This window comes from uncultured Dysosmobacter sp. (assembly GCF_947631165.1).
Classification (GTDB): Bacteria; Bacillota; Clostridia; order Oscillospirales; family Oscillospiraceae; genus Oscillibacter.
Genome location: NZ_CANRKH010000008.1, coordinates 60,076 through 81,161 on the forward strand (window position 1 = coordinate 60,076; position 21,086 = coordinate 81,161).

A 21,086-nucleotide genomic window follows, 5' to 3' on the forward strand; every position below is an offset into this window, starting at 1 on the left:
TGGTGTAGGTAGACAGATGTATACCGAAGGAGTACTTTCATGAAGATCAATTTATCCGACAGCGAATGGAAGCTGATGAACCGCCTGTGGGCGCGCAACCCTATGACCATCACAGAACTGACCGCCGCTCTGCGGGATGACACCGGCTGGAGCAAAAACACCATCATCACCATGCTGTCCCGGCTGGAGGCCAAGGAGGCCGTCCGCCACCGAGATGGCGTCCGGGCCAAGCAGTACTTTCCCGTCATGGCCCGGGAGGACGCCGCTCTGGCGGAGACAGAGAGCTTTTTAGACAAAGTATACAACGGCAGCCTGGGGCTGATGATGAGCGCCATGGTGGAGACCCATGCCCTGACAGCGGCAGACATCGCGGAGCTGTCCGCCATTTTGGAAAAGGCAGGAGGTGCTGAGGGATGAAAGAGGTCCTGTTGACATCCTCGGTTTTGATCCTGGCCCTGCTGATGCTGCGGCGGGTATTCCGCAGGACCATCTCCCGCCGGATGCAGTACGCCCTGTGGGGGCTGGTGCTGCTGCGGCTGCTGGTGCCGGTGAACCTCCCTGCCATAGAGCACAACGTGCTGACGGCGGCAGAGCCCGCCCAAGCCCAGGTGGCTCAGCAATTGGAGCAGCCGCAGGTCTATGTGCCAGTGGCCCGGGAACCGCTGTCCCAGCACCCCACCGCTCCGGACACGATCCCTGAAAAAGCAAACACGCCGGAGGCTCCCAGCGTCTGGGTCGCATCCACCGATGAAACGGCGGTGCGGTATCTAAAACTAACCACCAGCGATATCCTGACTTACATCTGGTACGCGGGGGTCGCCGTGATGTCCGTGTGGCTGCTGCTCTCCAACCTGCGCTTCCGCCGCAGGCTGCAGAAGAACAGAACGCCTTACACTGTGGAAGGCTGCAAATACCCCGTCTATCTCTGCGCCGGACTGCCCTCCCCCTGCCTATTCGGGCTGTTTCGGCCCGCCATCTATCTGACCCCCGCCGCCGCGGCCTCGCCGGAGAGTCTGCGGCATGTGCTGGCCCATGAATCGACCCACGCCCGCCACTGGGACCCCCTGTGGTCCGCCCTGCGGTGCGTGTGTCTGGCGGTGTACTGGTTCGACCCCCTGGTGTGGGCGGCAGCCTACGCCAGCAAGACCGACGGCGAGCTGGCCTGCGACGAAGGCGCCATGAAGTTGCTGGGCGAAACGGAGCGCATCCCCTACGGACGGACGCTGCTGTCCTTGATCCCGGTGCGGCGGGTCTCCGACCCCCTGCTGTCCGCCACCACCATGACGGCGGGCAAGCGGCAGCTGAAGGACCGCATCGCCCGCATCGCAGAGAACCGGCAGACCACGGCCGCCGCCCTGTTTTTGGTGCTGGCTCTGGCGGCGGTGGTGTGCGCAGTGACCTTCACCGGGGCCAAAAAAACGGCGGAGCCAACGCCGCTGACCCAGGAGGAGCTGGCGGGTTTCAATGACCGCTTCTTCGGCGACGAAGAAAACGCCGGTTTCCGTTGCCAGTTCCTTACTTCCCTGTACGAAAAGCCGGAGGACATCGACCTCTATGAGCTTCTGTACAACGGCACCGGCCTGCCTGAGGAAACAGACGAGGCGGCGATCCGGCAGGCCATTGCCGCCAAACATCCAGCGTATACCGACATGGGGATCGACATGACCTATTTCAGCACCTCCGTTCTCAATACGGTCCTGGAGCGGTATTTGGACCTGTCCCTGATGGAGACCAGCCAGACCGGGATGATCTCTTTCTCATATCTGCCGGACTACGATGTCTACTATCACTTCCACGGCGATACCAACGCCATTTCCCCAGCCCTCTACTCCTTTGCCGCCGGGGAGCGGGAGGGCGACCTGGTCAAACTCTACTACGAAGCCGATGGAATGTATTGGAACGGCGATTTTGCGGAGGGCTGGGCCTGTCTGACCCTGCGGGAGGTCCCCGGAGAATTTGAGGATGGCTTCCCCTACCGCTTCGTCTCCCACCAGCTCTGTGAGCGGCCGGAGCACCTGCTGGGCCAGCTGCGGGTCCTCACCGGCCAGGAACTGAAGTTTTTCAACGAGGAATTTTTCAACAACGACACTGTGAACGGCACGGTGGGCATGAACATCCGCAACCAGTTTCTCACCTCCCTGTATACGAAGCCGGAGGACATCAACCTCTTTGAGCTGTTCTACTGCGGCACCGGGCTGCATGACAGTATGACCGAGGAGGAATGGCGGCAGGTGGGCAGCTTTGGCTCAGATGGCGAGGAGATCTGCCCCACCGACAAGCTGTCTGTGGAGAGCATGGACCGGGTCCTGCTGGAAAATACCGGATTGACCCTGACGGAGACCCAGCAGACTGGCCTGGAGTACTTCCAATACCTGCCGGAATACAACGCCTACTACAATACCCACGGGGACACCAACTACTTCTACGGCGTTCAGATTACTGCCGGAACCCGGGAGAACAACACTATTCGCCTCTACTATCCTGACAGCAGCGCCCGTTATGACTGCGACTGGCTGTGTGTCACCCTGCAAGAGCAGGAGGATGGAACGTATTGGTTCCTCTCCAACCAGCCCAGCGAGAAACCCGCCATTCCCACAGTCCTACCGGAGGGGGAACCGGTGCTGACCATTCCTCTGACGGACCTGGCCCCCTATGAGCCGGAGGCTGTGGCTGTGGAGCGCCGCAGTAATGACTGCGCCGCCCGGGGCGGCGGCTGGAGCATCGACGCTGAGGACGGCAGCTCTGTGAGCCTCCGCCCCTACCTCTCCACCGACGGGAATCTCTACGCTGCCATCCTCTTTGACGAGGCGGCGGGGCGGGACGGCCCCAGCGTCTGGGAGGCGGGCTGCTTCTTCACCTTCCCGGAGGGCAACTCCATCGCGGACGGTGAGAGCACTGTCAATACCTCCTTTTTCAGTGACCTCTTCGGCCACAACGGCTGGCAGGTCAGCTACCATGGTCAGCTGGATGAACACACCGGCACCACCTTCACAGACTACTACTATTTCCAGGATGAAGCAACGCCAGTGCTGCTGGCCCGGACCCACGGTTTGGATCCCACCATCATGGACCTGGACGGCGACGGCGCCAACGAATTGGTCAACGCAGACAACCAGCTGTTCTTCCAGCGGGATGGCAAGCTCTATGAGGCGGACATCACCGCGCTGCTGGAAGAGCACTGGCCGGAGATGACCTGGTGGGATTACACCATCCTGGACACCGACAGCCGGTGCCTGATACTCCGGGGCTTTGTGGAGATGCCGGAGTGGGGCGAAAACGGACAGGCGGATTTCACCCGCTACGTCTACTTCGACGGCGAAAACCTACTGTTGTACAGCGGCCTGGAGGAGACGGAGGACCACGCGGCCCTCAGCGTGCTGCGGGGCAGCGTCCCGGAGCAGGTGCTGGCCGACGGCAAGGCGGCGGCCCAGGCGGACTATGACTATGTGAAAGGGAACAAGGCGTATGTAGACGGCCTACAGAGCATCGACGACTGGCGGGTCTCCTATTTGAAGCAAGAATGCGTTTTCACAGAGTTCTCCTGCGGCCCCATCGAGGTCTACAGCCTGGGCTACCAATTCCACGCGGCGGAGCCGGGCAAGGTCGTTCTGGCCGGCGGGATGTACGTCCAGGAAGACGGTTGGGTCGGCGGCTTCACCGGCTTTTTGAAGGATTCCACATACATGGCGTATCAGGTCCGGGAGGACGGCTCCCGGGTCCGGCTGGAGAGCAACCTGGCCTTCGATACCAGTGTGGACAGCGTCGGCTTCCGGGCAGACCTGTGCCGGACACTGCTGAACAACGGGCTGATCCAGCTCTCAGAGCTCTCTGACCAGGACCTGCTGTATCTGTTCTGCTGCTGGTCTCCCGCCAGCTTCCTCAACGAGATGGGCGAAAGCCCGGCGGCACAGCAGGACGCGGTATATGCCGCGCTGGCCGGTTTCCAGGAAAGCGGCACTCAGGAGGAGCAGAGCTATTTGAAGGATGCCCTACAGACCCTGGGCTGGACGCAGCGAAATCTGACGGAGGCGGGCCAGGCGGCCTATCAGCGGTTCCAGGACATCCTGTACGCCGGCCAGGACTGGGGCGTTCCCTCGGAGGAGCTGCTCCATCAGACCATCCTGGACTACCGCAGCAGCCGGACCGCCCGCCGGTTCGACTTCTACGCCGAGGCCCATGAGGTCCTGGATACCAGCGTCTCTGAAAACAGACGGCAGTACACCTTCTACACCCTGGTATACTACAACGCCTACTCCATCACGGACGGCGCATGGAAGGCAGAGACGGGCGGGTGCTTCCCCGCCGCCATCACCTTCGCCGTCCAGACGGACGGCAGCTGGACCCTCAGCGATTACCAGGAGGAAACACAGGGCGGCGATATCGACCGGCTCTTTCCCGCCGGTGTGGCGGATGTGATCCGGGATGACAGGCACATCACGCAGAACCTGGCGGCTCTGTGCGACGAGGCGGCGGAAACCTTTGCCGCCACAGAAAAAGCGAAGGTCCAGTTCTCCTGGCAGCCCCTGGAGACCACCGCCGATCCCATGACCTATACGGAGCGCTGGAACTGGTGCAAGGCTGGCGGCGACACGGAGGGCAGCCCCCGCTTTGCCGTCAGCACCGCGCAGGCAGACGAGGCCCGACATATGGTCTACGCTGGAAACCTGACCGGCGTATCCCCCCTTGCCTCCGCCTGGAAGCAGCTCTTCCTCCGCTTCCCGGACGGCGCTCTGGCGGAGCTGCCGCTGCCCAGAGCGGATTTTGCGGGGACCTCCTTCATGGATACCGCCGTCTTTGCCGATGGGAAATTTATTTACAGCGTCAGCTTCCCCTCGGAGCAGCGGGGAGACGGTGACGCCCTGATCCATCTGAAGGGCACCTACCGGTATGAAGTTGATCTGGAAAACCGGCGGGTCACACTGACGGTGCTAGACACCTGAAAGAATCGCGGAATTTCCTCTTCCCTTTTCCTCCTGTTTCGGGTATACTTGTACCATCCGAAACAGGAGGAATCTTTTTATGCAGCAGCTTTTTCTTGTGGCCGCCATCATCTGCTTCGGCATGGCCGCCATCAAATTTGTCACCGCCCGCATGACGCCCAACCGTGCCCTCGCCCAGCAAACGGAGGAAAACGCCCCAGGCACCCTCTCCCCTGACGCGGCCAAGGCCCGAATGGAGGAAAATCCAGGTCTGCTCTTACTGGATGTGCGGACCCAAGAGGAATACGACCAGGGCCATATCCCCGGCGCGGTGTGCTTCCCCAATGAGGAGATCACAGCGGACATGCCCGTCGTATTCGACAAGGACGCGGAGATCATCGTTTACTGCCGCTCCGGCCGCCGCAGTGCGGAGGCCCTGGAAAAGCTGCGGGACATGGGCTATACCAACGTGTCCGACCTGGGCGGCATTCTGGACTGGCCCTATGAGACCACCACGGACTGAATCCGAGATCCCACCCTGTAACAAATTTATTTAGGAGGCTCTATAACATGGACATCAACATCAAGGAAAAAATCGAAGAACTGGTGGAGCGCATCACCGCGGACAAGAACCTGACGGCACAGTTCCAACGGGACCCTGTCAAGGCGGTGGAGGGCCTGATCGGTGTGGACCTGCCTGACGACGTGGTGGAAAAGCTGGTGGCCGGCGTCAAAGGCAAGATCTCCCTGGACAAGGCGTCCGGCGCGGTGGATATGCTGAAAAAGCTGTTTTAAGCTGCGGGATACGTACATGAAAAAGCGTCTGCCGAAATCAATCGGCAGGCGCTTTTTATAGTGGGAAACTTTCCGGTCACGGCTGGGTCAATAGGACCAAATTGCGCTCAAAAATGAAATTCTGAACGCTGTACAGCACCACGATCTGATCGATGCCGTTCTCTGCCGCGTACCGGGCGGCGGAGGCCCGGTACTGCCGCAGGTCCAGCAGGTGGACCTCCGCAAAGCGCTGGGCCAGGAAGGGGGCCAGGGAGTCGGCGTAGCTGTCCCGGATCAGCAGGAGCCTTCCGGCGCTGTCCGGCAGGCTTTCGTTTCTGATGACGCACAAGGGCTGGTTGCCTCCTAAAAAGGCGGAGTATTTGTCCTTGGCGCTGAGATAGGAGGTATCATACAGGGGCGCTTCCTCCGCCTTGCCCGTTTTCCAGGAGGTGACGGCAAGACCCTCCTCCGGAGCCCAGAACTCCATGGTGTCCGGGGCAAGCCAGTGGATGCCGGACTGGGAGTACAAGGTCCCGTTGAAGTCCGTGCTGGCGGTTTTCGGTGTAAAGTTATTTTCCTTGAACGGTTCTCTGCCCAAAGCCTCCAGCAAGGCGTTGGCCCCATAAAAGGCCCCCAGCGTGGTCCAGTGATGGTCGGTGTTGTAGAAGATCTGCTGACCGGCATGCACCGTCAGGACCGTTTGAAAGTCGATATCGCTTTCCGTCAGCAGGGCTGTCTGGTCCCAACTCTCTGCGCCCTCCGGCAGCTTGTCCTTCCACACCTCCGCCGCCGAGGGGATCAGGCCCAGCGTCACGGGGACCTCTGCCATCTCCTCCAGGCGCTGGATGTAGGAGAGGTTCCTCTCCACCAGCTCCGGGTCCGGCGTCTCCACTTTGGAGATCAGGGTATCGCCGCAGAGGTACACACCGTTGAATTCCCGCTTGCCCAGGAGGTATTCGCTCCGGGCCTTCAGGCCCGTCCAGCCGTCCCGCAGGGGGAACTGGTCGGCGAAGTACTCCTCCACCGCCTCCGTGTAGCTGCCGTCCTTCAGCGTTTCCCAGGAAAAGGCGGGCCTTTGGGCCAGGGTGCGGTTCTCCGTCTCCGACTTGGCCCGGTCCGGCAGCGCGATGTGCCACGCCAGCAATCCGCCCAGGAACAGGCAGAAAAATGCCGTCAGGAAGCGGCTGTATGCTTTTGTCATGATGCCTCTTCCCCTTTCAGAACCGAAAATACAGGAACGGGTTGTAGCTGCCGTCCACCAGGTAGGCGGTGCAGAGCACCAGGCTCAGGGCCATCAACAGCGGCGTCAGGACCTTCCGCGCCCGGTCCGGCAGCTTCCGCCAGCCGTCCCGCCCCAGGGTCGTGGACGCCAGGAGCAGCGCCAGGAAGGTAACGGCATAGCTGCGGAGCCGGAAACCGTCCGCTCCGCTCCAGAGAGGCGCGCCGCCGAAGCAGGCGGCCAGATACCGTCCGCAGACGCCCAGGTCCTCTATGGCGAAAATGCCCCAGCCCACAAACACCACGCTCAGAGTGTACAGGTGCTTGAGCCAGACAGGCGTTTTGACCAGGACGCTTTTCAGCACATATTTCTCCAGGATCAGCCATGCGGCGAAATACAGGCCCCACAGGATGAAGTTCCAGCTGGCGCCATGCCAGAAGCCGGTGCAGAACCAGACGATCAGGATGTTCCGCAGGGTTTTGGCCGTGCCGCCCCGGTTGCCACCCAGGGGGATATACAGGTACTCCCGGAACCAGCTGGTCAGGGACATATGCCACCGCCGCCAGAACTCCGTGACGGAGGCGGAGAGATAGGGATAGTCAAAGTTCTCATTGAACCGGAAGCCAAAAATTTGGCCCAGGCCGATGGCCATATCGGAATAGCCGGAAAAGTCGAAATAGATCTGGAAGCCGAATGCCAGCAGGCCCATCCAGCCTCCCAGGACCGACAGGGTCCCGGCAGATTGGGCCGCCAGCTGCTCGTCCCACAGCGCGCCGATGGAGTTGGCCAGCAGCACCTTTTTGGCAAGGCCCACGCAGAATCGGCGGACCCCCAGGGCAAAATTTTCCGTGGTGTGGACCCGGCGCTCCAGATCTGCCGCCACGGTCTTGTATTTTACGATAGGGCCAGCGATGAGCTGGGGAAACATGGTAACAAATGCGCCGAAGCTGATGATGTTCCGCTGCACCGGTGCGTCTCTTCGGTAGACGTCGATGGTGTAGCTCATGGTCTGGAAGGTGAAGAAAGAGATGCCGATGGGCAGTGGGATGCCCAGCAGAGGGATGCTGATACCGGGGAGCAGGCTGAGGTTCGCCGCCAGAAAGTCCCAATATTTGAAAAAGCCCAGGAGCAGCAGGTTGAATATCACGCTCTGGCCCACGAACCAGCGGGCCTTTTTGTCGTCGGCCCGGTATTTCTCCACCAGCAGGCCGTGGGTATAGTCGATGGCGATGGAGAGAAACATGATGAGGATGTAGACCGGCTCTCCCCAGCCATAGAAAAACAGGCTCACCAGCAGCAGGACCAGATTCCGCCACCGCAAGGGCGCCAGGAAATAGACTGCCAGTGTCAGCGGCAGATAGACAAATAAAAATGTCAGGCTGCTGAAGATCACCCATTCTCCCCCTTTTCAAACGTCAGAAAGACAGCCGCAGTTTCCCGCGGCTGTCCGCTCAATTCTTACTGAAACTGCTGTTCAAAGCTCTCCGCGATCTCGCTCTGATGCTCGGCGGAGGCGATCATGGCCACATAGTTCCCCTTCCGGATCACCTGGGCGTCCTTCCAGGACTCGATGGATTCCGGATACCAGGCGCCGCCGGGGTTATTTTCGTCGCCCACCTGATAGTCGATGCGGGCCTGGAATATCTCTTCTGCCTTATCCGCGTCCTCCTCCGTCTCACACTCCACAAAGGCCAGTTCGTTGACGATAGCGCTCATCATAGGCATTTTCAGCACCATCTGTTTTGCGGCAAGGTCGCTGATGCCGGGATAGTAACTCTCCAGCATCTCCCCCTCGATGTCCACCATATATTCATCATCCCACGCATACTTCTCCGCCAGACCGGCGTAAAAGCTGTTCAGCGCTACATCGGCGGTCTCGGACGTGTTGTCATCGCCGGCTCCGCAGGCGGTGAGACTCAGCAGCGCCAGGGCCGCTAGCAGCAGGATCGTTGTTTTTTTCATGTCAGGCTCCTCTTTCTTTTTGATTCATTGACCTTCAGACGCAGCGAAAGGCCGAAAAGTTTCCCTACGCCCAGTATCTCCGAAAATCTTTCTTTCATAAACTCTCTCTTGCATTTATACAGGAACCGCGGTATGATTTCAACAACAGATTGTTACTTTTTCAAGAAAGCAGGTAATTTTTTATGTACAGCTTCCGAAACGATTACAGCGAGGGCGCTCATCCCAAGGTCCTGCAGGCCCTGACCGATACCAACCTGGAGCAGACGGTGGGCTATGGCACGGACCCCCGCTGTGAGGCCGTCCGTGTCCTGATCCGCCGCCTGTGCCAAGCACCTGATGCCGATATCCATTTCCTCGTGGGCGGGACCCAGACCAATCTGCTGGCCATCGCCTCCCTGCTGCGGCCCCACGAAGCAGTCATCGCCGCCCACACTGGCCACGTCAACGTTCATGAGACCGGCTCCATCGAGGCCACTGGACACAAGGTCTGCACCGCCTTCTCCCCCGACGGCAAGCTGACGCCGGAGCTGGTGGAGTCTGTGGTCAGCGGCCACGGCGGCGAGCACATGGTCCTTCCCCGTCTGGTATATATCTCCGACACCACGGAAATCGGCACGATCTACACCAAGGCAGAATTGCAGGCCCTGCGGGCCTGCTGCGACAAGCATGGCCTGTTCCTCTTCCTGGACGGCGCCCGCCTGGGTTGCGCCCTCACCGCCCCGGGCAACGATCTGACCCTGCCGGACCTGGCCGTCCTGACCGACGCCTTCTACATCGGCGGCACCAAAAATGGCCTTCTCTTCGGTGAGGCGCTGGTGATGAACACCCCCAATCCGTATTTCCGCTGGCACATGAAGCAGCGGGGCGCCATGCTGGCCAAGGGCCGGCTGCTGGGCGTCCAGTTTCAGGCTCTGCTGGAGGATGGGCTGTATTTCGATATCGCCCGCCACGCCAACGAGATGGCCCTCCGCCTGCGGGACGGCGTAACCGCCCTGGGATATCCCTTCCCAGTACCTTCTCCCTCCAACCAGCAGTTCCCCGTACTGCCCAACCGGGTCGTGGACGCCCTGCGGGAAAAGGGCTACGAGTTCGAGACCGACCACGCGGTGGACGTGGATCACACCTGTGTCCGCTTCGTCACCAGCTGGGCCACGCCGGAGAGCGCCGTGGATACATTTTTAAAGGACCTGGCGGACTGCCAGTGAACACAGTCCCCGGCGGTAAAATACCGCCGGGGATTTTTGTGTGTTTTTCCATTTTCCGTTGTACAATAGAGTAGAGAAGAAAGGAGGGGACGACATGACCGACACGGAGCTGCTGGCAAAGTGGCAGACTGACCACGACGCCGGTATGGAAGCCCTGCTGGCGCAGTATGCCCCCCTCCTGCGTTATGTCATCGGCGGCGTCCTCCGGGACCGGCAGGACGCGGAGGACTGCTTCTCCGAAGTATCCCTGACCCTGTGGCAGAAGCTGGACAGCTACGAACCGGCAAAGGGCGGCTTGGCCGCCTGGCTTACTGCCGTGGCCCGGAACACCGCCCTGAACCATCTGAAAGCCCGCCTCCGCCGGGAAAAACACCAGCCGGACCCACCGCCGGAGGTCCCCTCGCCGGAGGAAGCCCTTCTGCGCCGGGAGCGGGCGGAGCTGCTGCGGCGGACGGTGGACGCGCTGCCGGAGCTGGACCGAATGGTCTTTTACCGCCGCTACTACTATTTGCAGCCTGTGGGCCGGATCGCCGCGGAGCTGGGCCTGTCCCAGCGTGCGGTGGAAGGACGTCTCTACCGTCTCCGCCAACGGCTGCGGGAAACGCTGGGAGGTGACGACGCATGAATCCTTGGGACGATTTTGACTGCACCCTGGCCAATGCGCTCAGCGATCTGCCGCCCTCCCAGGAAACCATCCGGGACGTGACCCCCTGGCGGACCGCCATCGACCGGATCGTTTTGGGCCTGTGCCTGACCTGCTTCTCCCTGAATTTTCTGTACCTGCAATACCTGCTGCCCGCTGTGGGCGTCATCCAAACCTACTTGGGCTTCCGGACCCTGCGGAACGCCAACCGATGGTTCCGATTGGCTTGGTACGCCAGTATCTGTAAAGCTGTTTCACTTTATGCAAATCTCATACTGGCCGCCACACCATGGGAACCCGCCTCTGCCCTGCTCAAGACTGTTCTCTCCATTGCCTGCATGCTGTTGCTGCTGTTGGGGCTGCGGCAGGGCCTCCGCCAGATCGCCCGTCCCTTCGGGGCGCGGCGAGACCCGGTGCTATGGGCGCTGGTATGGTATCTGGTCCTGATGGCACTGGCGCTCCTGCGGCCAGAACCGGGCTGGCCCACCTTCATCCTGCTGATTGCTGCATTCGTCCTCATTATCCGCTCCCTGTGCAAGGTCCGTGACCAACTGGAGACCTGCGGCTATACCATGGAAGCCGCGCCGGTCCGCCTCAGCGCGGAGCGGGTCCTGGCAGCCTATCTTGGCTCTCTGGCCTTGGCGGTGCTTCTGGCGGCTGTCCTCTCCTGCCGCGCTCCCCTAGCTGGAGCACCTGTCGAACAAAATTTCGACTCTCATGAAACCGCCGCCATCCGTCAGGAGCTGACGGATCTGCACCTTCCCGAGGCTGTGGTAAACGCCCTGCCGCCGGAGGACCTGGCCCGCCTCTCCGGCGCGGTGGAATCCACGGAGGCTGTGGGCGGTCTCCCCCTTGGGAACGTGGGCGAGGATGAACACCAGAACCAAGTGTTCGCCCTGCTCTTCCCCGACGGCAGCGTACAGCTCCTCCACGTCTTTTCCGCTGAACCGGATGGCACGATCTGGCAGAACAAGCTATCTCTCCGCTGCGACGCCAGCTTGTCGGAAGTCACTGGACGTTTGTTCTATACCCACGGCGGATCGGCCATGACCGCTCCTCTGGCCTTTGAAGAACCCGATGACATCAGCGGCATCGACTTCTTTGGGGAGACTTATCAGCAGTTTCGGGCGGAATCAGCTCTGTTCAGCTGGCCTGCCGCCAGCCAGGACCGCTGGGGCTATGTCATCGCCCGGGTCGATCAGGCGGCTAACCCCAAAACGACCTTTTCGGAGATCTTGACGGTCTCTTCCGCCTCCATGCCCCGTTATCCCTATCAGCAACCCACGGGCAAGGAATGGCGCTATGGCCGCCAATTCTACTATGGCAACGGCGCAAGCCTGCTCTGGAAGGCTGATGAAGAACGTTCCTAAAAAATATCCGCCTCTCTGGAGGCGGATATTTTTTATCGAATTTTTGTTCGATTTTCTCTTGACAAAAACATTTGTTCGATATATAGTGTGAATAGAACAAAAGTTCCACGAAGGAGGAAATGACAATGACTGGCTGGACTCTGTTTTTCATGTTGGTGGGCGTGGCATTTTTGACCGCTCAGCTGTTTCGTATCGTTGAGGCCATCGAGCGTCCCGCCCGGCGGCCCCGCCGCCGCGCCGTGGCCCGGTAAGCTGACAGTCTATGGATGTTCTGGAAAAGCTGACGATCCTGACGGACGCCGCAAAATATGACGCCGCCTGCACCTCCAGCGGCGGAAACCGCAGGGCCAAGCCCGGATACATCGGCAATACCTCCGCTTCTGTGGCAGGCTGCTGCCATACCTTTTCTGCAGATGGACGGTGTGTAACGCTGCTGAAGGTTCTGATGACCAACCGCTGCGTGTACGACTGCAAATACTGCGTCAACCGGCGCAGCAATGACACCAGGCGGGCGGCCTTTACTCCAAAAGAGCTGGCGGACCTGACCATTCAGTTTTACCGCCGGAATTACATTGAGGGGCTGTTCCTCTCCTCCGGCGTGTTCCGCAGCCCGGACTACACCACGGAGCTGATGATCCAGTCCCTGCGGCTGCTGCGGGAGCAGTACCGCTTCAATGGCTATATCCACGCCAAGGCCATTCCCGGCACGGCTCCGGAGCTGGTGGAGCAGCTTGGCCTACTGGCGGACCGTTTGAGCGTCAATATCGAGCTGCCCTCGGAAGCGGGCCTGCGGGCGTTGGCTCCGGATAAGACCAAGCATGCTATTCTGGCGCCTATGCGGCAGATCCAAGCCCGAAACCAGCAAAACAAGGAAGAGCTGGTGAAGTACCGTCACGCGCCAAAATTCGCTCCCGCCGGACAGAGCACCCAGCTGATCGTCGGGGCTACCCAGGACTCCGACCGCCACATCCTGCGGCTGACGCAGGGACTGTATGACCGCTACCGGTTAAAACGCGTGTTCTACTCCGCCTATGTGCCGGTGGTGGAACACGCATTATTGCCCTCTAAGGATATAAAGCCGCCCCTGCTGCGGGAGCACCGGCTGTATCAGGCGGATTGGCTGCTGCGGTTTTACGGCTTCCGGGCCGAGGAGCTTCTGGATGCGGACCATCCGGACTTTGACCCTCGTGTGGACCCCAAATGCAGCTGGGCACTGGCCCACCTGGACTTTTTCCCCGTAGAGGTCAACACGGCGGACTATGAAACGCTGCTGCGCATCCCCGGCGTGGGCGTCACCTCTGCCCGCCGCATCCTGTCCGCCCGCCGGGCTGGGCGGCTGCATATCGACGATCTGAAAAAGCTGGGAGTCGTCATGAAGCGGGCGCAATACTTTCTCACTGCATCCGGCAAGATACCAGATGGCCTTCGTTTTACGCCGGACAGCCTGCTGCGGGGGCTGATCGCCGCAGAGCGGCCTCTCCTGCCGCAGCAGGAGCTTGTGCAGATGTCCCTGTTCGATCCAGCTGGATAAGGAGCTTCCCATGACGGAAATGGTGTATTATTATGACGGCAGCTTTGATGGCTTTCTCTGCTGCATCTTTGACAGCTATGCCAATCACGAGCCTCTCACCGCCATATTTCCAGAGGAGGATTCCGCTCCCACACTGTTTGCATCCAGGTACATTCTCACCGATCCGAGCCACGCAAATCGAGTGCTTAGAAAAATTGTAAAGTGTTCTCCCTATACAGCTGATCTGCTACGAAAGGGCTTTCTCTCCTGCCTGCCGGAAAAGGAGCTGTATCTGTACCGCCTGGTGGTAAAGCTTCTGCGGGAGGGGCCTGGCTTCCTGAGAAATTTTTCTGACGAGACCCTGTATCCCGTGGCCAAGGCCGTGCGCCATCTGATGGGTGAGGCGCATCTATTGAAGGGCTTTGTGCGCTTTTCCGACCTGGGCGGTGTTCTGGGCAGCGAGATCGAGCCGAAAAACCGGGTCCTGCCGTTGCTTCGCTGTCACTTCTGCTCTCGTTATCAGGGAGAGAAATTTTTCATCTACGACCGCACCCATCGAGAGGTGCTGCTCTATGCCTCCGGCAAAGCGGTCATCTGTCCCCTGGCAGATTTTCAAATGGCGCCGCCGGATGAGACCGAAGCCGCCTACCGGATCCTCTGGAAGCGGTTCTACGACACCATCGCCATCAAGGAGCGGTACAATCCCAAATGCCGCATGACCAACATGCCCAAGCGGTACTGGGGGACTATGACGGAGTTCCAGGACGCAAGCTACTTCAAGGCTCAACGCTCTCCCGCAGATGCTGCAATCCCCGGCGCTCCAGCCGGGATATCTGTACCTGGGATACCTGGAGAACACGGGCCGTCTGCTCCTGCGTCAGCCCCTTGAAATAGCGGAGCAAGATCGTCATCCGCTCTTTTTCCGGCAATTGGTCGATGGCCTCCCGCAGGGCGATCTTTTCCACCAGGGCCTCCTCCGGGGCCTCCGTGCCCAGCATGCCCTCCAGTGTGAGGCCGTCCGCTGTCTCTTGCTGCAGAGATTCTGGTGCGCCAGTGGCCAGATCGATCTTGGCGATTTCCTCCGCGGCCAGTCCTGAGGCCTCTGCCAGCTCCGACAGGGCTGGCTCCCGGCCCAATTCATGGCGCAGGCGCTCCCGCAGCATGTAAAGTGTTTGTGCTTGCTCGCGCATGCTGCGTCCCACTTTTACTGCTCCGTCATCTCTCAGAAAACGCCGTATCTCCCCGGCGATTTTCGGCACGGCATATGTGGAAAAGCAGGTGCCATAGTGAAAATCGAAGCCTTGCACCGCCTTTAAAAATCCCAGGCAGCCCAGCTGATACAGGTCGTCTGGTTCCACGCCCCGACCATAATACCGCCGTACCACGCTCCAGATCAGGCCGTTGTTTTCAAGCACCGCTTGCTGACAGGCATCCCGGTCCCCCGCCTGGGCCGCCCGCAGCAGCTCCAGTGCGGCGCTCATTTTCCGGCTTTCATCCGGGGGGCCAGCTTCTTCTTCATCGTCACCGTGGTTCCCCGGCCCAACGCGGAACGCACTGTCAGCTGATCCATAAAGCTCTCCATAATGGTAAAGCCCATGCCGCTGCGCTCCTCTCCACCAGTAGTGAACATGGGCTGTCGGGCCTTGTCCACATCCGGGATGCCCCGTCCCCGGTCCTTCACCGTCAATTCCAGCACATTTCCCGGGCAGATCCTGGCCTTGACCAGCACCTTGCCGATGGACTCCGGGTAGCCGTGGACAATGGCATTGGTCACTGCCTCGCTGACGGCTGTTTTGATGTCCTCCAATTCGTTCAGCGTGGGGTCCATCTGGGCTGCGAAACAGGCCACTGCCGCCCGGGCAAAGCCCTCGTTGCTGCTTCGGCTTGGGAATTCCAGTGTGACCTCATTGGATGCCTTTGTTTTCATTATGTAAACCTCCTCATTTAATTGTAACCAGCCGCCCGATGGCCGCCGCATCCAACACGCGCCGGGCCTGGGCCGGTACATTGCACACACATACGTTTCCATCCAGCAGCTGCATCCGCTGCTGCGCCCGCAGGATCAGGGCGATCCCTGAGCTGTCCATAAAGGTGACGCCGGACATGTCCAAGACCAGATTTTTCGGCAGCGCAGCATCCACCGCCTGCTCCAGCTCCCGCAGCGCATTCCGGGCGCCATGGTGGTCCAAATCTCCGATGAAGGTGAGCATCAGATTCCTGTCCGCGCTCTTGGCCTGTATTTCCATAAGTTTCGCCTCTTTTGTCAAAATTTTCGCTGTCAGAACGGCCTCGCGGCCTATGCTGCTGAAACAAAAACGCCGCAAGGCAGTTTGCCTTACGGTGATGATAGCATGTCTCACGCCGGCTTTCTGTCGAAAGCCAGCGGATGGCTTGTATAAATTTCCATTTACGTAGGGCGTAATCCTTTCCGCAGGCGCTTGTGACCAGTAGCTTGCATGTCCCGCCCCCTCATATGATACTTTCTTTCCAGATCCCGCACTTTTCACATCACTGCTTTTCCATCCCCAAAACGCAAAAAGCGCCTGCTTTGTGCAGGCGTTTTTTCTACTTCATCAATTCCGTGGCACAGTTCTGTCCGTGGGCCATCTCCCAGATGCCCCGGATCCCACAGCGCACCATGCTGGCCACCGCCGCGTCGGTATAGAAAGCCATATGCTGGGTCATGATGACATTGCGGAACTGATGGAGATAAAACCAGTTTCGATTTGGCAGGATGTCCACTCTGTGGTCGCCGTGGATGATCCCCTCCTCCCCCTCGGAGGTGTCCATACCCAGGGTGCCGATCTTCTGGCTCTCGACGCCCTCCACCAGCGCCTCGATGTCCATCAGCTCGCCCCGGGAGCAGTTGATGAGCACCACGCTGTCCTTCATGCGGGCGATCGTCTCCCGATCGATCATATGACGGTTGCTGTCCAACAGAGGCATGTGGAGGGAGATCACGTCGGACTGCTCCAGCAGTTCTTCAAAGGTCACATACTCTGCCATGCCCTCCACCTCCGGATTCCGGCGCAGGTCGTAGGCCAGGATGCGGCAGCCAAAGCCGGACAGGTTGCGAATCACCTGCGCACCGATCCTGCCGGAGCCGATGATGCCGATGGTCAGATCCTTCATCTCCCGGCCTTGGAGGCCGTTCAGAGAAAAATCGTTGACCTGTCCCCGCCACAGCGCCTGCTTGTAATGGCGCAGGCACATGAGGATCATCATCACCGTGAAATCCGCCACGCCGTTAGGGTCATAAGCGGCATTGCAGACCCGGATGCCCAGCTTTTTCGCATGTTCCAGGTCAATGTGGTCATACCCCACCGTGCGTGTTGAGAGATATCGCACCCCCAGAGCGTACCACGCGTCCAGCAGCGCCCCATTGATGCGGCCCTGGCCCAAAATAGACACGCCCTGACATCCCTCCGCCAGTTGGGCGGTATCCAAAGAGGGAACTTCCTCTGCTAATGTCAGCTCGACCCCCAGGGTCCTGCCATGGGCCTCCAGCTCCGCCAGTTCGTCCTGCCGGGCCTCATAAACCATGATCTTCATGTACGCCATCCTCTCTTTTTATTCTTTTTGATTGTAGATCCAAAAATCAGGGATTGCAACCGCTGATTTTTCATATTAAAATAAGACTAGCTTATGCAGGGAGGCGTGAAATGAACATCAATCAATTGAAATATTTTGTGGCGGTGGCGGAGCAGCGAAGCTTCACCAAGGCGGCGAACCAGTACTATCTCTCTCAGACCGCCATAACCCAGCAGATCCACGCCCTGGAAAGTACCCTGGAGGTCCAGCTGCTGGACCGCAACACCCGGCCTGTGGCCTTGACCCCTGCCGGGACCATCTTTTTGCAGGAGGCCAAGGCGATCCTGACCCGGATGGACACCGCTGTCAGCCGAACAAAAGACGCCTCCACCGGACTGGTCGGCTCCATCCGCATCGGCTATGCCAAGGGCTATGAGCGCAGCGACCTCTCCAACAAGCTGCGGGCCTTTCACCGGGCCTACCCCAACATCCTGCTGACCTGCTTCCGCTGTGACACGGACCGGCTGGCGGCAGGGCTGCTGAACAGCGAGTTCGACATCATCTTCGGCTGGGACAGCACCAATCTCCGCCAGGATCCCCAGGTGGAGACCCGCCTGATGGAGCGGGCACGCCTGGTGGCGGCGCTCTACGGCGGCCATGCCCTGGCCCAGCGGACCAGCCTGCGGCGGACTGAGCTGAAAAACGAGCGCATTTTGTACATGACCCCTTCCAGCACCGGAGATTCCTTCGGCGACGCCTATTTTATGCAGCTGTACCAGCGAGCCGGATACCAGCCCAATATCCTGCTGCGCTCCAACGACACGGAGAGCATCCTGATGATGGTGGCGGCAGAGGAAGGCGTGTCCATTCTGCCCGCCTACTGTACCGATAAGCTGGACCACGCAGACAATCTGGTGTTCGTCCCTCTGGAGGGCGAGGAAGAGCATGAGGAGATCCTGGCCATCTGGCGCCGCGAGGACGCCAGCCAGGCGCTGCGGCGTTTTTTGGACGCACTGTAAAAATAGCGGACAGCCGGCCCAAAATGGGCCGGCTGCCTGTTATTTCAGCGGCCGCAGGTGCAGCAGCACTTGGCCTCTTCGTAATTCTCCGGGACCCGAACGGTGTTGGGCGGGAAAAACTCGCCTACCGGGAAAGAGATGTTGCGGAAGATGCAGCAGGGGTCCTCCTTGTCACTGCCGCAGGAGCACTCCTTGTCGGGCATGCAGTAATCGTACACCGGCACCAGCAACTGAGAATCCCGCTCCAGGCGCACGATGGAAAACTGGCCCAGGGTCACATAGATGCGGCGGCTGTCATCGCCGCTGGACAGCTCTCCATCAAAGCAGCTGTTGACAAAGGTGGGCACCTCGCACAGCTCACAGTCGCAGTCCCGCTTGCCGCAGCAGTCCAGAATGCGGGCATCCAGCACAATGGGGTCCACGGCCTCTACCACGGCGATGGGCGCATTGGCCCGCTTCATCATCTGCAGGTCCGGTTCTCCGACCCGCAGCTCCGAGGAGAATATCTTGGCGTTGCCTTCGCTGCCGAACAGGATGGCCCGCTTGTCAAACACACACAGCCCCTCTACGGTGACCGGCGCGGGGCAGCTGAGATACGCCTGCAGGGTCACTTGATAGAAAAAGCGCATATCCACGGTGTAGAAGCCCCGGTTGAAGCTGACAGGCTCCACATCCACGTACACATACAGCAGCTTGGCGCTGCCGCCCTTCACAGACAGGGCGCGGTTGATGACATCCACGTACTGCATCTTCGGATAGAACCGCAGATCCTCAATGCAGTCTTTATCACGACAGGAGTCATAGATCTTCCTGGTATGGATGCAAACCGCCTCCCGGATGCCGCTGGAATCCTCCACGGGACCGGGGATCACTTTATCGGGCATTGCAATACCTCCTAATAAGTAGCTGGCGAAAGGACGAAGCCTTTCAATCCAGTGTATGCGTCCCGGTGCCGGAGGTGCAGCCCCAGTCTGAAAAAGAGACCGGACACCGCCGTGCCCGGTCTCTTTTGGTATCAGCCAATGGTCAATGTACTGGCGCGGGGGCTGATGATGCAGACATAGGTATTGCCCTGGCCCAGGGTCAGCGCGGTGCCGTCCTCCAGGGAGTACCGGAACTGATTGTTCCGGCCGCCTTTGCTCCACTGGATCGGCACACACTTGCCTCCGCAGAAATAGGTGCCTTTCCCAGTGCCGGTCAGCTTCACATCAATGCGCCCCGCCGTATCGCCGGAGATCACGGAAATAGAAGTCTCCAGCACCAGCAGGTTAGTGACAGCCACCTGCTCGCCGGTGTTTCCATCGATATGCGCCTTACCGTACTGCCCCACCAAGTATTTGCCGCTGGCGGCGTCATAGTCAAAGGTCCCTGTTTTATAGTTGGAAAATTTCAGTGTCACATGCTCCGCCGCCGTGCCATTGGCCGGGGTCCCGTCCTCAGCGAACTTCTGGATATAGGAATAGCCCGCTTCGTGCTTGGTGCGGAAGTGGCCCTCATCCAGATATGCCTGGATCTTTTCTCCGGTAGTGACCAAAGTGTGCTCATAGTTCATAATCTTGCGGCGCTCCGGGTCCCGCCAAAAGATCTCCGCGTCGGAGCCGCCGTTGACGCCGTCCATATTGTCCACGCCCCAGGCGGGGATGTCCTGGTAAGCCGCCGGACTGCCACCCGCATGGACCAGCAGGGCGTCATGGCCCAGGGCCACTTCCAAATAGTAGGACCTGGTGGAACGGATGCTGCCCAGGGTCCCCACTCCCTCCAGGGTCTGGTAGATGCCCAGCATCCGGGTTATCCCACCCTCAGCAGGGATCTCATAAATGATATCCGCCTGACTGACGCCCAGCTGAGGCTGCGCCGCTTTCAGATTATTCAGCATCACCGCCACCGGGCGAAGCTCTTCATATTCCGGCTCCATAGGCAGGCCCGTCAGCGGATTCGTCCCAGCTGGGACATAAGGCTCCGGCAATGGCTCCTCAACAGGTTCCGGCTCCACCACAGGCACCTCAGGCACCTCCGGAGCCTCCGGCTCCTCCTCTTTTCCGCACCCCGTTACAGTCACCAGCATCATGGCCGCCAGTATTCCTGCAAGCATCCGTTTCCTCATCCGGTCGCCGCCTTTCCATAGATTCTTTATGTACTATGATACCAACGCGCACGGAAACCGTCAAGGCAAATTCCAACGACTTTCGACCGGATCTCACATCTCCTTCTGATACCGCCCCATCAGCCAAACCTCCAGAAAGCACTTCATCAGGAATGCCCCGATCACCAGCAGCGTGACCCACAGGGGCGCTCCCAGCCCTATGGAGAGCCAGGCCCCAACCATCAAGGTCCATTGCAGCACCTCTCCCGACACGGCCTGCGCCCGGCGGCGGATCGCGATGTTCCGCTCGTCGCCGGCTTCGATCTTCGCCTGCTTCATCCTCCTGGGGTCTTTTTCCTCCCAGCGGCGCATCCGCCAATTGGAAAAGCCAAATCCAAACAGTCCCGCGCCCACACCCGTCAGCATACCGCCGGCAGAGCGGGGCAGAGTGTCTCCCAGCAGCAGGCTCACAACCAACGCCATAGCCCCCAGGACCCACAGGACCAGATAAACTTTCGTCTTTGCTCTCATATTTGCTCCTCCTCGTAAATGAATATGTCCTCAATGGTCAGTTCAAAGTATCGGGCGATCTTAAACGCCAGCAGGATCGACGGGTTATACCGCCCGTTTTCCAGAGAACCAATGGTCTGACGGGAGACCTCCAGAGCCTCCGCCAATGTTTCCTGCTTAATCCCCCTGGCCTTTCGCAGCTCCTCCAAACGGTTTTTCAAACGATCACGCTCCTATTCCACGATGTAAAGCTAGCTTTCCATATCTGTACCATAGCAGGTCGGAGGCCAAATGTCAAGTATACTTTCCATATTTTTTTGCAGGGGCCTCAACTTCACACT

Annotated in this window: 22 protein-coding genes; 11 read left to right on the top strand and 11 right to left on the bottom strand. The window is 59.7% G+C overall.

Features of this window, described 5'->3' with window-relative positions; genetic code table 11:
• The first annotated feature begins 39 nt into the window (after window positions 1–39).
• The 4 genes from Q0Z69_RS05860 to Q0Z69_RS05875 all read left to right on the top strand — a co-directional run bounded on the left by Q0Z69_RS05860 (window position 40) and on the right by Q0Z69_RS05875 (window position 5,714).
• Window positions 40–417: a BlaI/MecI/CopY family transcriptional regulator gene (locus Q0Z69_RS05860; protein WP_298030726.1), complete on the top strand. Its 378-nt coding sequence runs from the start codon at window positions 40–42 to the stop codon at window positions 415–417.
• A complete protein-coding gene (locus Q0Z69_RS05865) occupies window positions 414–4,940 on the top strand; it encodes a M56 family metallopeptidase (protein WP_298030727.1) in 4,527 nt (1,508 codons plus the stop codon). Before Q0Z69_RS05860 ends, Q0Z69_RS05865 begins: the two co-directional genes overlap by 4 nt.
• 79 nt (window positions 4,941–5,019) lie before the next feature.
• Window positions 5,020–5,442 (top strand): rhodanese-like domain-containing protein, encoded by a 423-nt coding sequence (locus Q0Z69_RS05870; protein WP_298030729.1) that lies wholly within the window; start codon window positions 5,020–5,022, stop codon window positions 5,440–5,442.
• 47 nt (window positions 5,443–5,489) lie between these two features.
• Window positions 5,490–5,714, top strand: a complete 225-nt coding sequence (locus tag Q0Z69_RS05875) for a hypothetical protein (RefSeq protein WP_298030730.1) — start codon at window positions 5,490–5,492, stop codon at window positions 5,712–5,714.
• A 76-nt stretch (window positions 5,715–5,790) separates the two neighbouring features.
• Here Q0Z69_RS05875 and Q0Z69_RS05880 read toward each other — a convergent pair whose 3' ends face one another.
• From Q0Z69_RS05880 to Q0Z69_RS05890, 3 genes are all read right to left on the bottom strand, one after another.
• Complete coding sequence (locus tag Q0Z69_RS05880; protein ID WP_298030732.1) at window positions 5,791–6,894, bottom strand: DHHW family protein; 1,104 nt, start codon at window positions 6,892–6,894, stop codon at window positions 5,791–5,793.
• 16 nt (window positions 6,895–6,910) lie between these two features.
• Complete coding sequence (locus Q0Z69_RS05885) at window positions 6,911–8,305, bottom strand: MBOAT family protein (RefSeq protein WP_298030734.1); 1,395 nt, start codon at window positions 8,303–8,305, stop codon at window positions 6,911–6,913.
• 65 nt (window positions 8,306–8,370) lie between these two features.
• Window positions 8,371–8,874, bottom strand: a complete 504-nt coding sequence (locus Q0Z69_RS05890; RefSeq protein WP_298030736.1) for a DUF4358 domain-containing protein — start codon at window positions 8,872–8,874, stop codon at window positions 8,371–8,373.
• A gap of 182 nt (window positions 8,875–9,056) precedes the next feature.
• Here Q0Z69_RS05890 and Q0Z69_RS05895 point away from each other — a divergent pair, with 182 nt between their 5' ends.
• From Q0Z69_RS05895 to Q0Z69_RS05920, 6 genes are all read left to right on the top strand, one after another.
• Window positions 9,057–10,079: a low specificity L-threonine aldolase gene (locus tag Q0Z69_RS05895; RefSeq protein WP_298030738.1), complete on the top strand. Its 1,023-nt coding sequence runs from the start codon at window positions 9,057–9,059 to the stop codon at window positions 10,077–10,079.
• Between the two features lie 94 nt (window positions 10,080–10,173).
• Entirely contained in the window at window positions 10,174–10,704 is a 531-nt protein-coding gene (locus tag Q0Z69_RS05900; RefSeq protein WP_298030740.1) for an RNA polymerase sigma factor, read from the top strand.
• Window positions 10,701–12,092, top strand: coding sequence for a hypothetical protein (locus Q0Z69_RS05905; protein WP_298030742.1), 1,392 nt, complete (start codon window positions 10,701–10,703; stop codon window positions 12,090–12,092). Before Q0Z69_RS05900 ends, Q0Z69_RS05905 begins: the two co-directional genes overlap by 4 nt.
• 125 nt (window positions 12,093–12,217) lie before the next feature.
• Window positions 12,218–12,343, top strand: a complete 126-nt coding sequence (locus Q0Z69_RS05910) for a hypothetical protein (RefSeq protein ID WP_298030745.1) — start codon at window positions 12,218–12,220, stop codon at window positions 12,341–12,343.
• 11 nt (window positions 12,344–12,354) lie between these two features.
• Window positions 12,355–13,623: a putative DNA modification/repair radical SAM protein gene (locus tag Q0Z69_RS05915; RefSeq protein ID WP_298030747.1), complete on the top strand. Its 1,269-nt coding sequence runs from the start codon at window positions 12,355–12,357 to the stop codon at window positions 13,621–13,623.
• A 10-nt stretch (window positions 13,624–13,633) separates the two neighbouring features.
• Window positions 13,634–14,491 (top strand): TIGR03915 family putative DNA repair protein, encoded by an 858-nt coding sequence (locus tag Q0Z69_RS05920; protein ID WP_298030749.1) that lies wholly within the window; start codon window positions 13,634–13,636, stop codon window positions 14,489–14,491.
• Here the strand turns inward: Q0Z69_RS05920 and Q0Z69_RS05925 are convergent.
• The 4 genes from Q0Z69_RS05925 to Q0Z69_RS05940 all read right to left on the bottom strand — a co-directional run bounded on the left by Q0Z69_RS05925 (window position 14,379) and on the right by Q0Z69_RS05940 (window position 17,154).
• Window positions 14,379–15,083, bottom strand: a complete 705-nt coding sequence (locus Q0Z69_RS05925) for a sigma-70 family RNA polymerase sigma factor (protein WP_298030751.1) — start codon at window positions 15,081–15,083, stop codon at window positions 14,379–14,381. The two genes, Q0Z69_RS05920 and Q0Z69_RS05925, sit on opposite strands and share 113 nt — an antisense overlap.
• Entirely contained in the window at window positions 15,080–15,529 is a 450-nt protein-coding gene (spoIIAB, locus tag Q0Z69_RS05930; protein ID WP_298030753.1) for an anti-sigma F factor, read from the bottom strand. Before spoIIAB ends, Q0Z69_RS05925 begins: the two co-directional genes overlap by 4 nt.
• Window positions 15,530–15,542: 13 nt before the next feature.
• Window positions 15,543–15,848 carry an STAS domain-containing protein gene (locus tag Q0Z69_RS05935; RefSeq protein ID WP_298030756.1) on the bottom strand — a complete coding sequence of 102 codons (306 nt, stop codon included), beginning with the start codon at window positions 15,846–15,848 and terminating at the stop codon, window positions 15,543–15,545.
• 319 nt (window positions 15,849–16,167) lie between these two features.
• On the bottom strand, window positions 16,168–17,154 hold the full coding sequence (locus Q0Z69_RS05940; RefSeq protein WP_298030759.1) for a D-isomer specific 2-hydroxyacid dehydrogenase family protein: 987 nt from the start codon (window positions 17,152–17,154) through the stop codon (window positions 16,168–16,170).
• A 110-nt stretch (window positions 17,155–17,264) separates the two neighbouring features.
• Between Q0Z69_RS05940 and Q0Z69_RS05945 the strand changes: the two genes are divergently transcribed.
• Window positions 17,265–18,152 carry a LysR family transcriptional regulator gene (locus Q0Z69_RS05945; RefSeq protein WP_298030761.1) on the top strand — a complete coding sequence of 296 codons (888 nt, stop codon included), beginning with the start codon at window positions 17,265–17,267 and terminating at the stop codon, window positions 18,150–18,152.
• Between the two features lie 44 nt (window positions 18,153–18,196).
• Here Q0Z69_RS05945 and Q0Z69_RS05950 read toward each other — a convergent pair whose 3' ends face one another.
• The 4 genes from Q0Z69_RS05950 to Q0Z69_RS05965 all read right to left on the bottom strand — a co-directional run bounded on the left by Q0Z69_RS05950 (window position 18,197) and on the right by Q0Z69_RS05965 (window position 20,966).
• On the bottom strand, window positions 18,197–19,036 hold the full coding sequence (locus Q0Z69_RS05950; RefSeq protein ID WP_298030764.1) for a hypothetical protein: 840 nt from the start codon (window positions 19,034–19,036) through the stop codon (window positions 18,197–18,199).
• A 131-nt stretch (window positions 19,037–19,167) separates the two neighbouring features.
• Window positions 19,168–20,256, bottom strand: a complete 1,089-nt coding sequence (locus Q0Z69_RS05955) for a DUF3048 domain-containing protein (protein WP_298030766.1) — start codon at window positions 20,254–20,256, stop codon at window positions 19,168–19,170.
• Window positions 20,257–20,349: 93 nt separating this feature from the next.
• Window positions 20,350–20,766: a hypothetical protein gene (locus Q0Z69_RS05960; protein ID WP_298030770.1), complete on the bottom strand. Its 417-nt coding sequence runs from the start codon at window positions 20,764–20,766 to the stop codon at window positions 20,350–20,352.
• Window positions 20,763–20,966 (bottom strand): helix-turn-helix transcriptional regulator, encoded by a 204-nt coding sequence (locus Q0Z69_RS05965; RefSeq protein ID WP_298030772.1) that lies wholly within the window; start codon window positions 20,964–20,966, stop codon window positions 20,763–20,765. Before Q0Z69_RS05965 ends, Q0Z69_RS05960 begins: the two co-directional genes overlap by 4 nt.
• Window positions 20,967–21,086: the final 120 nt, after the last annotated feature.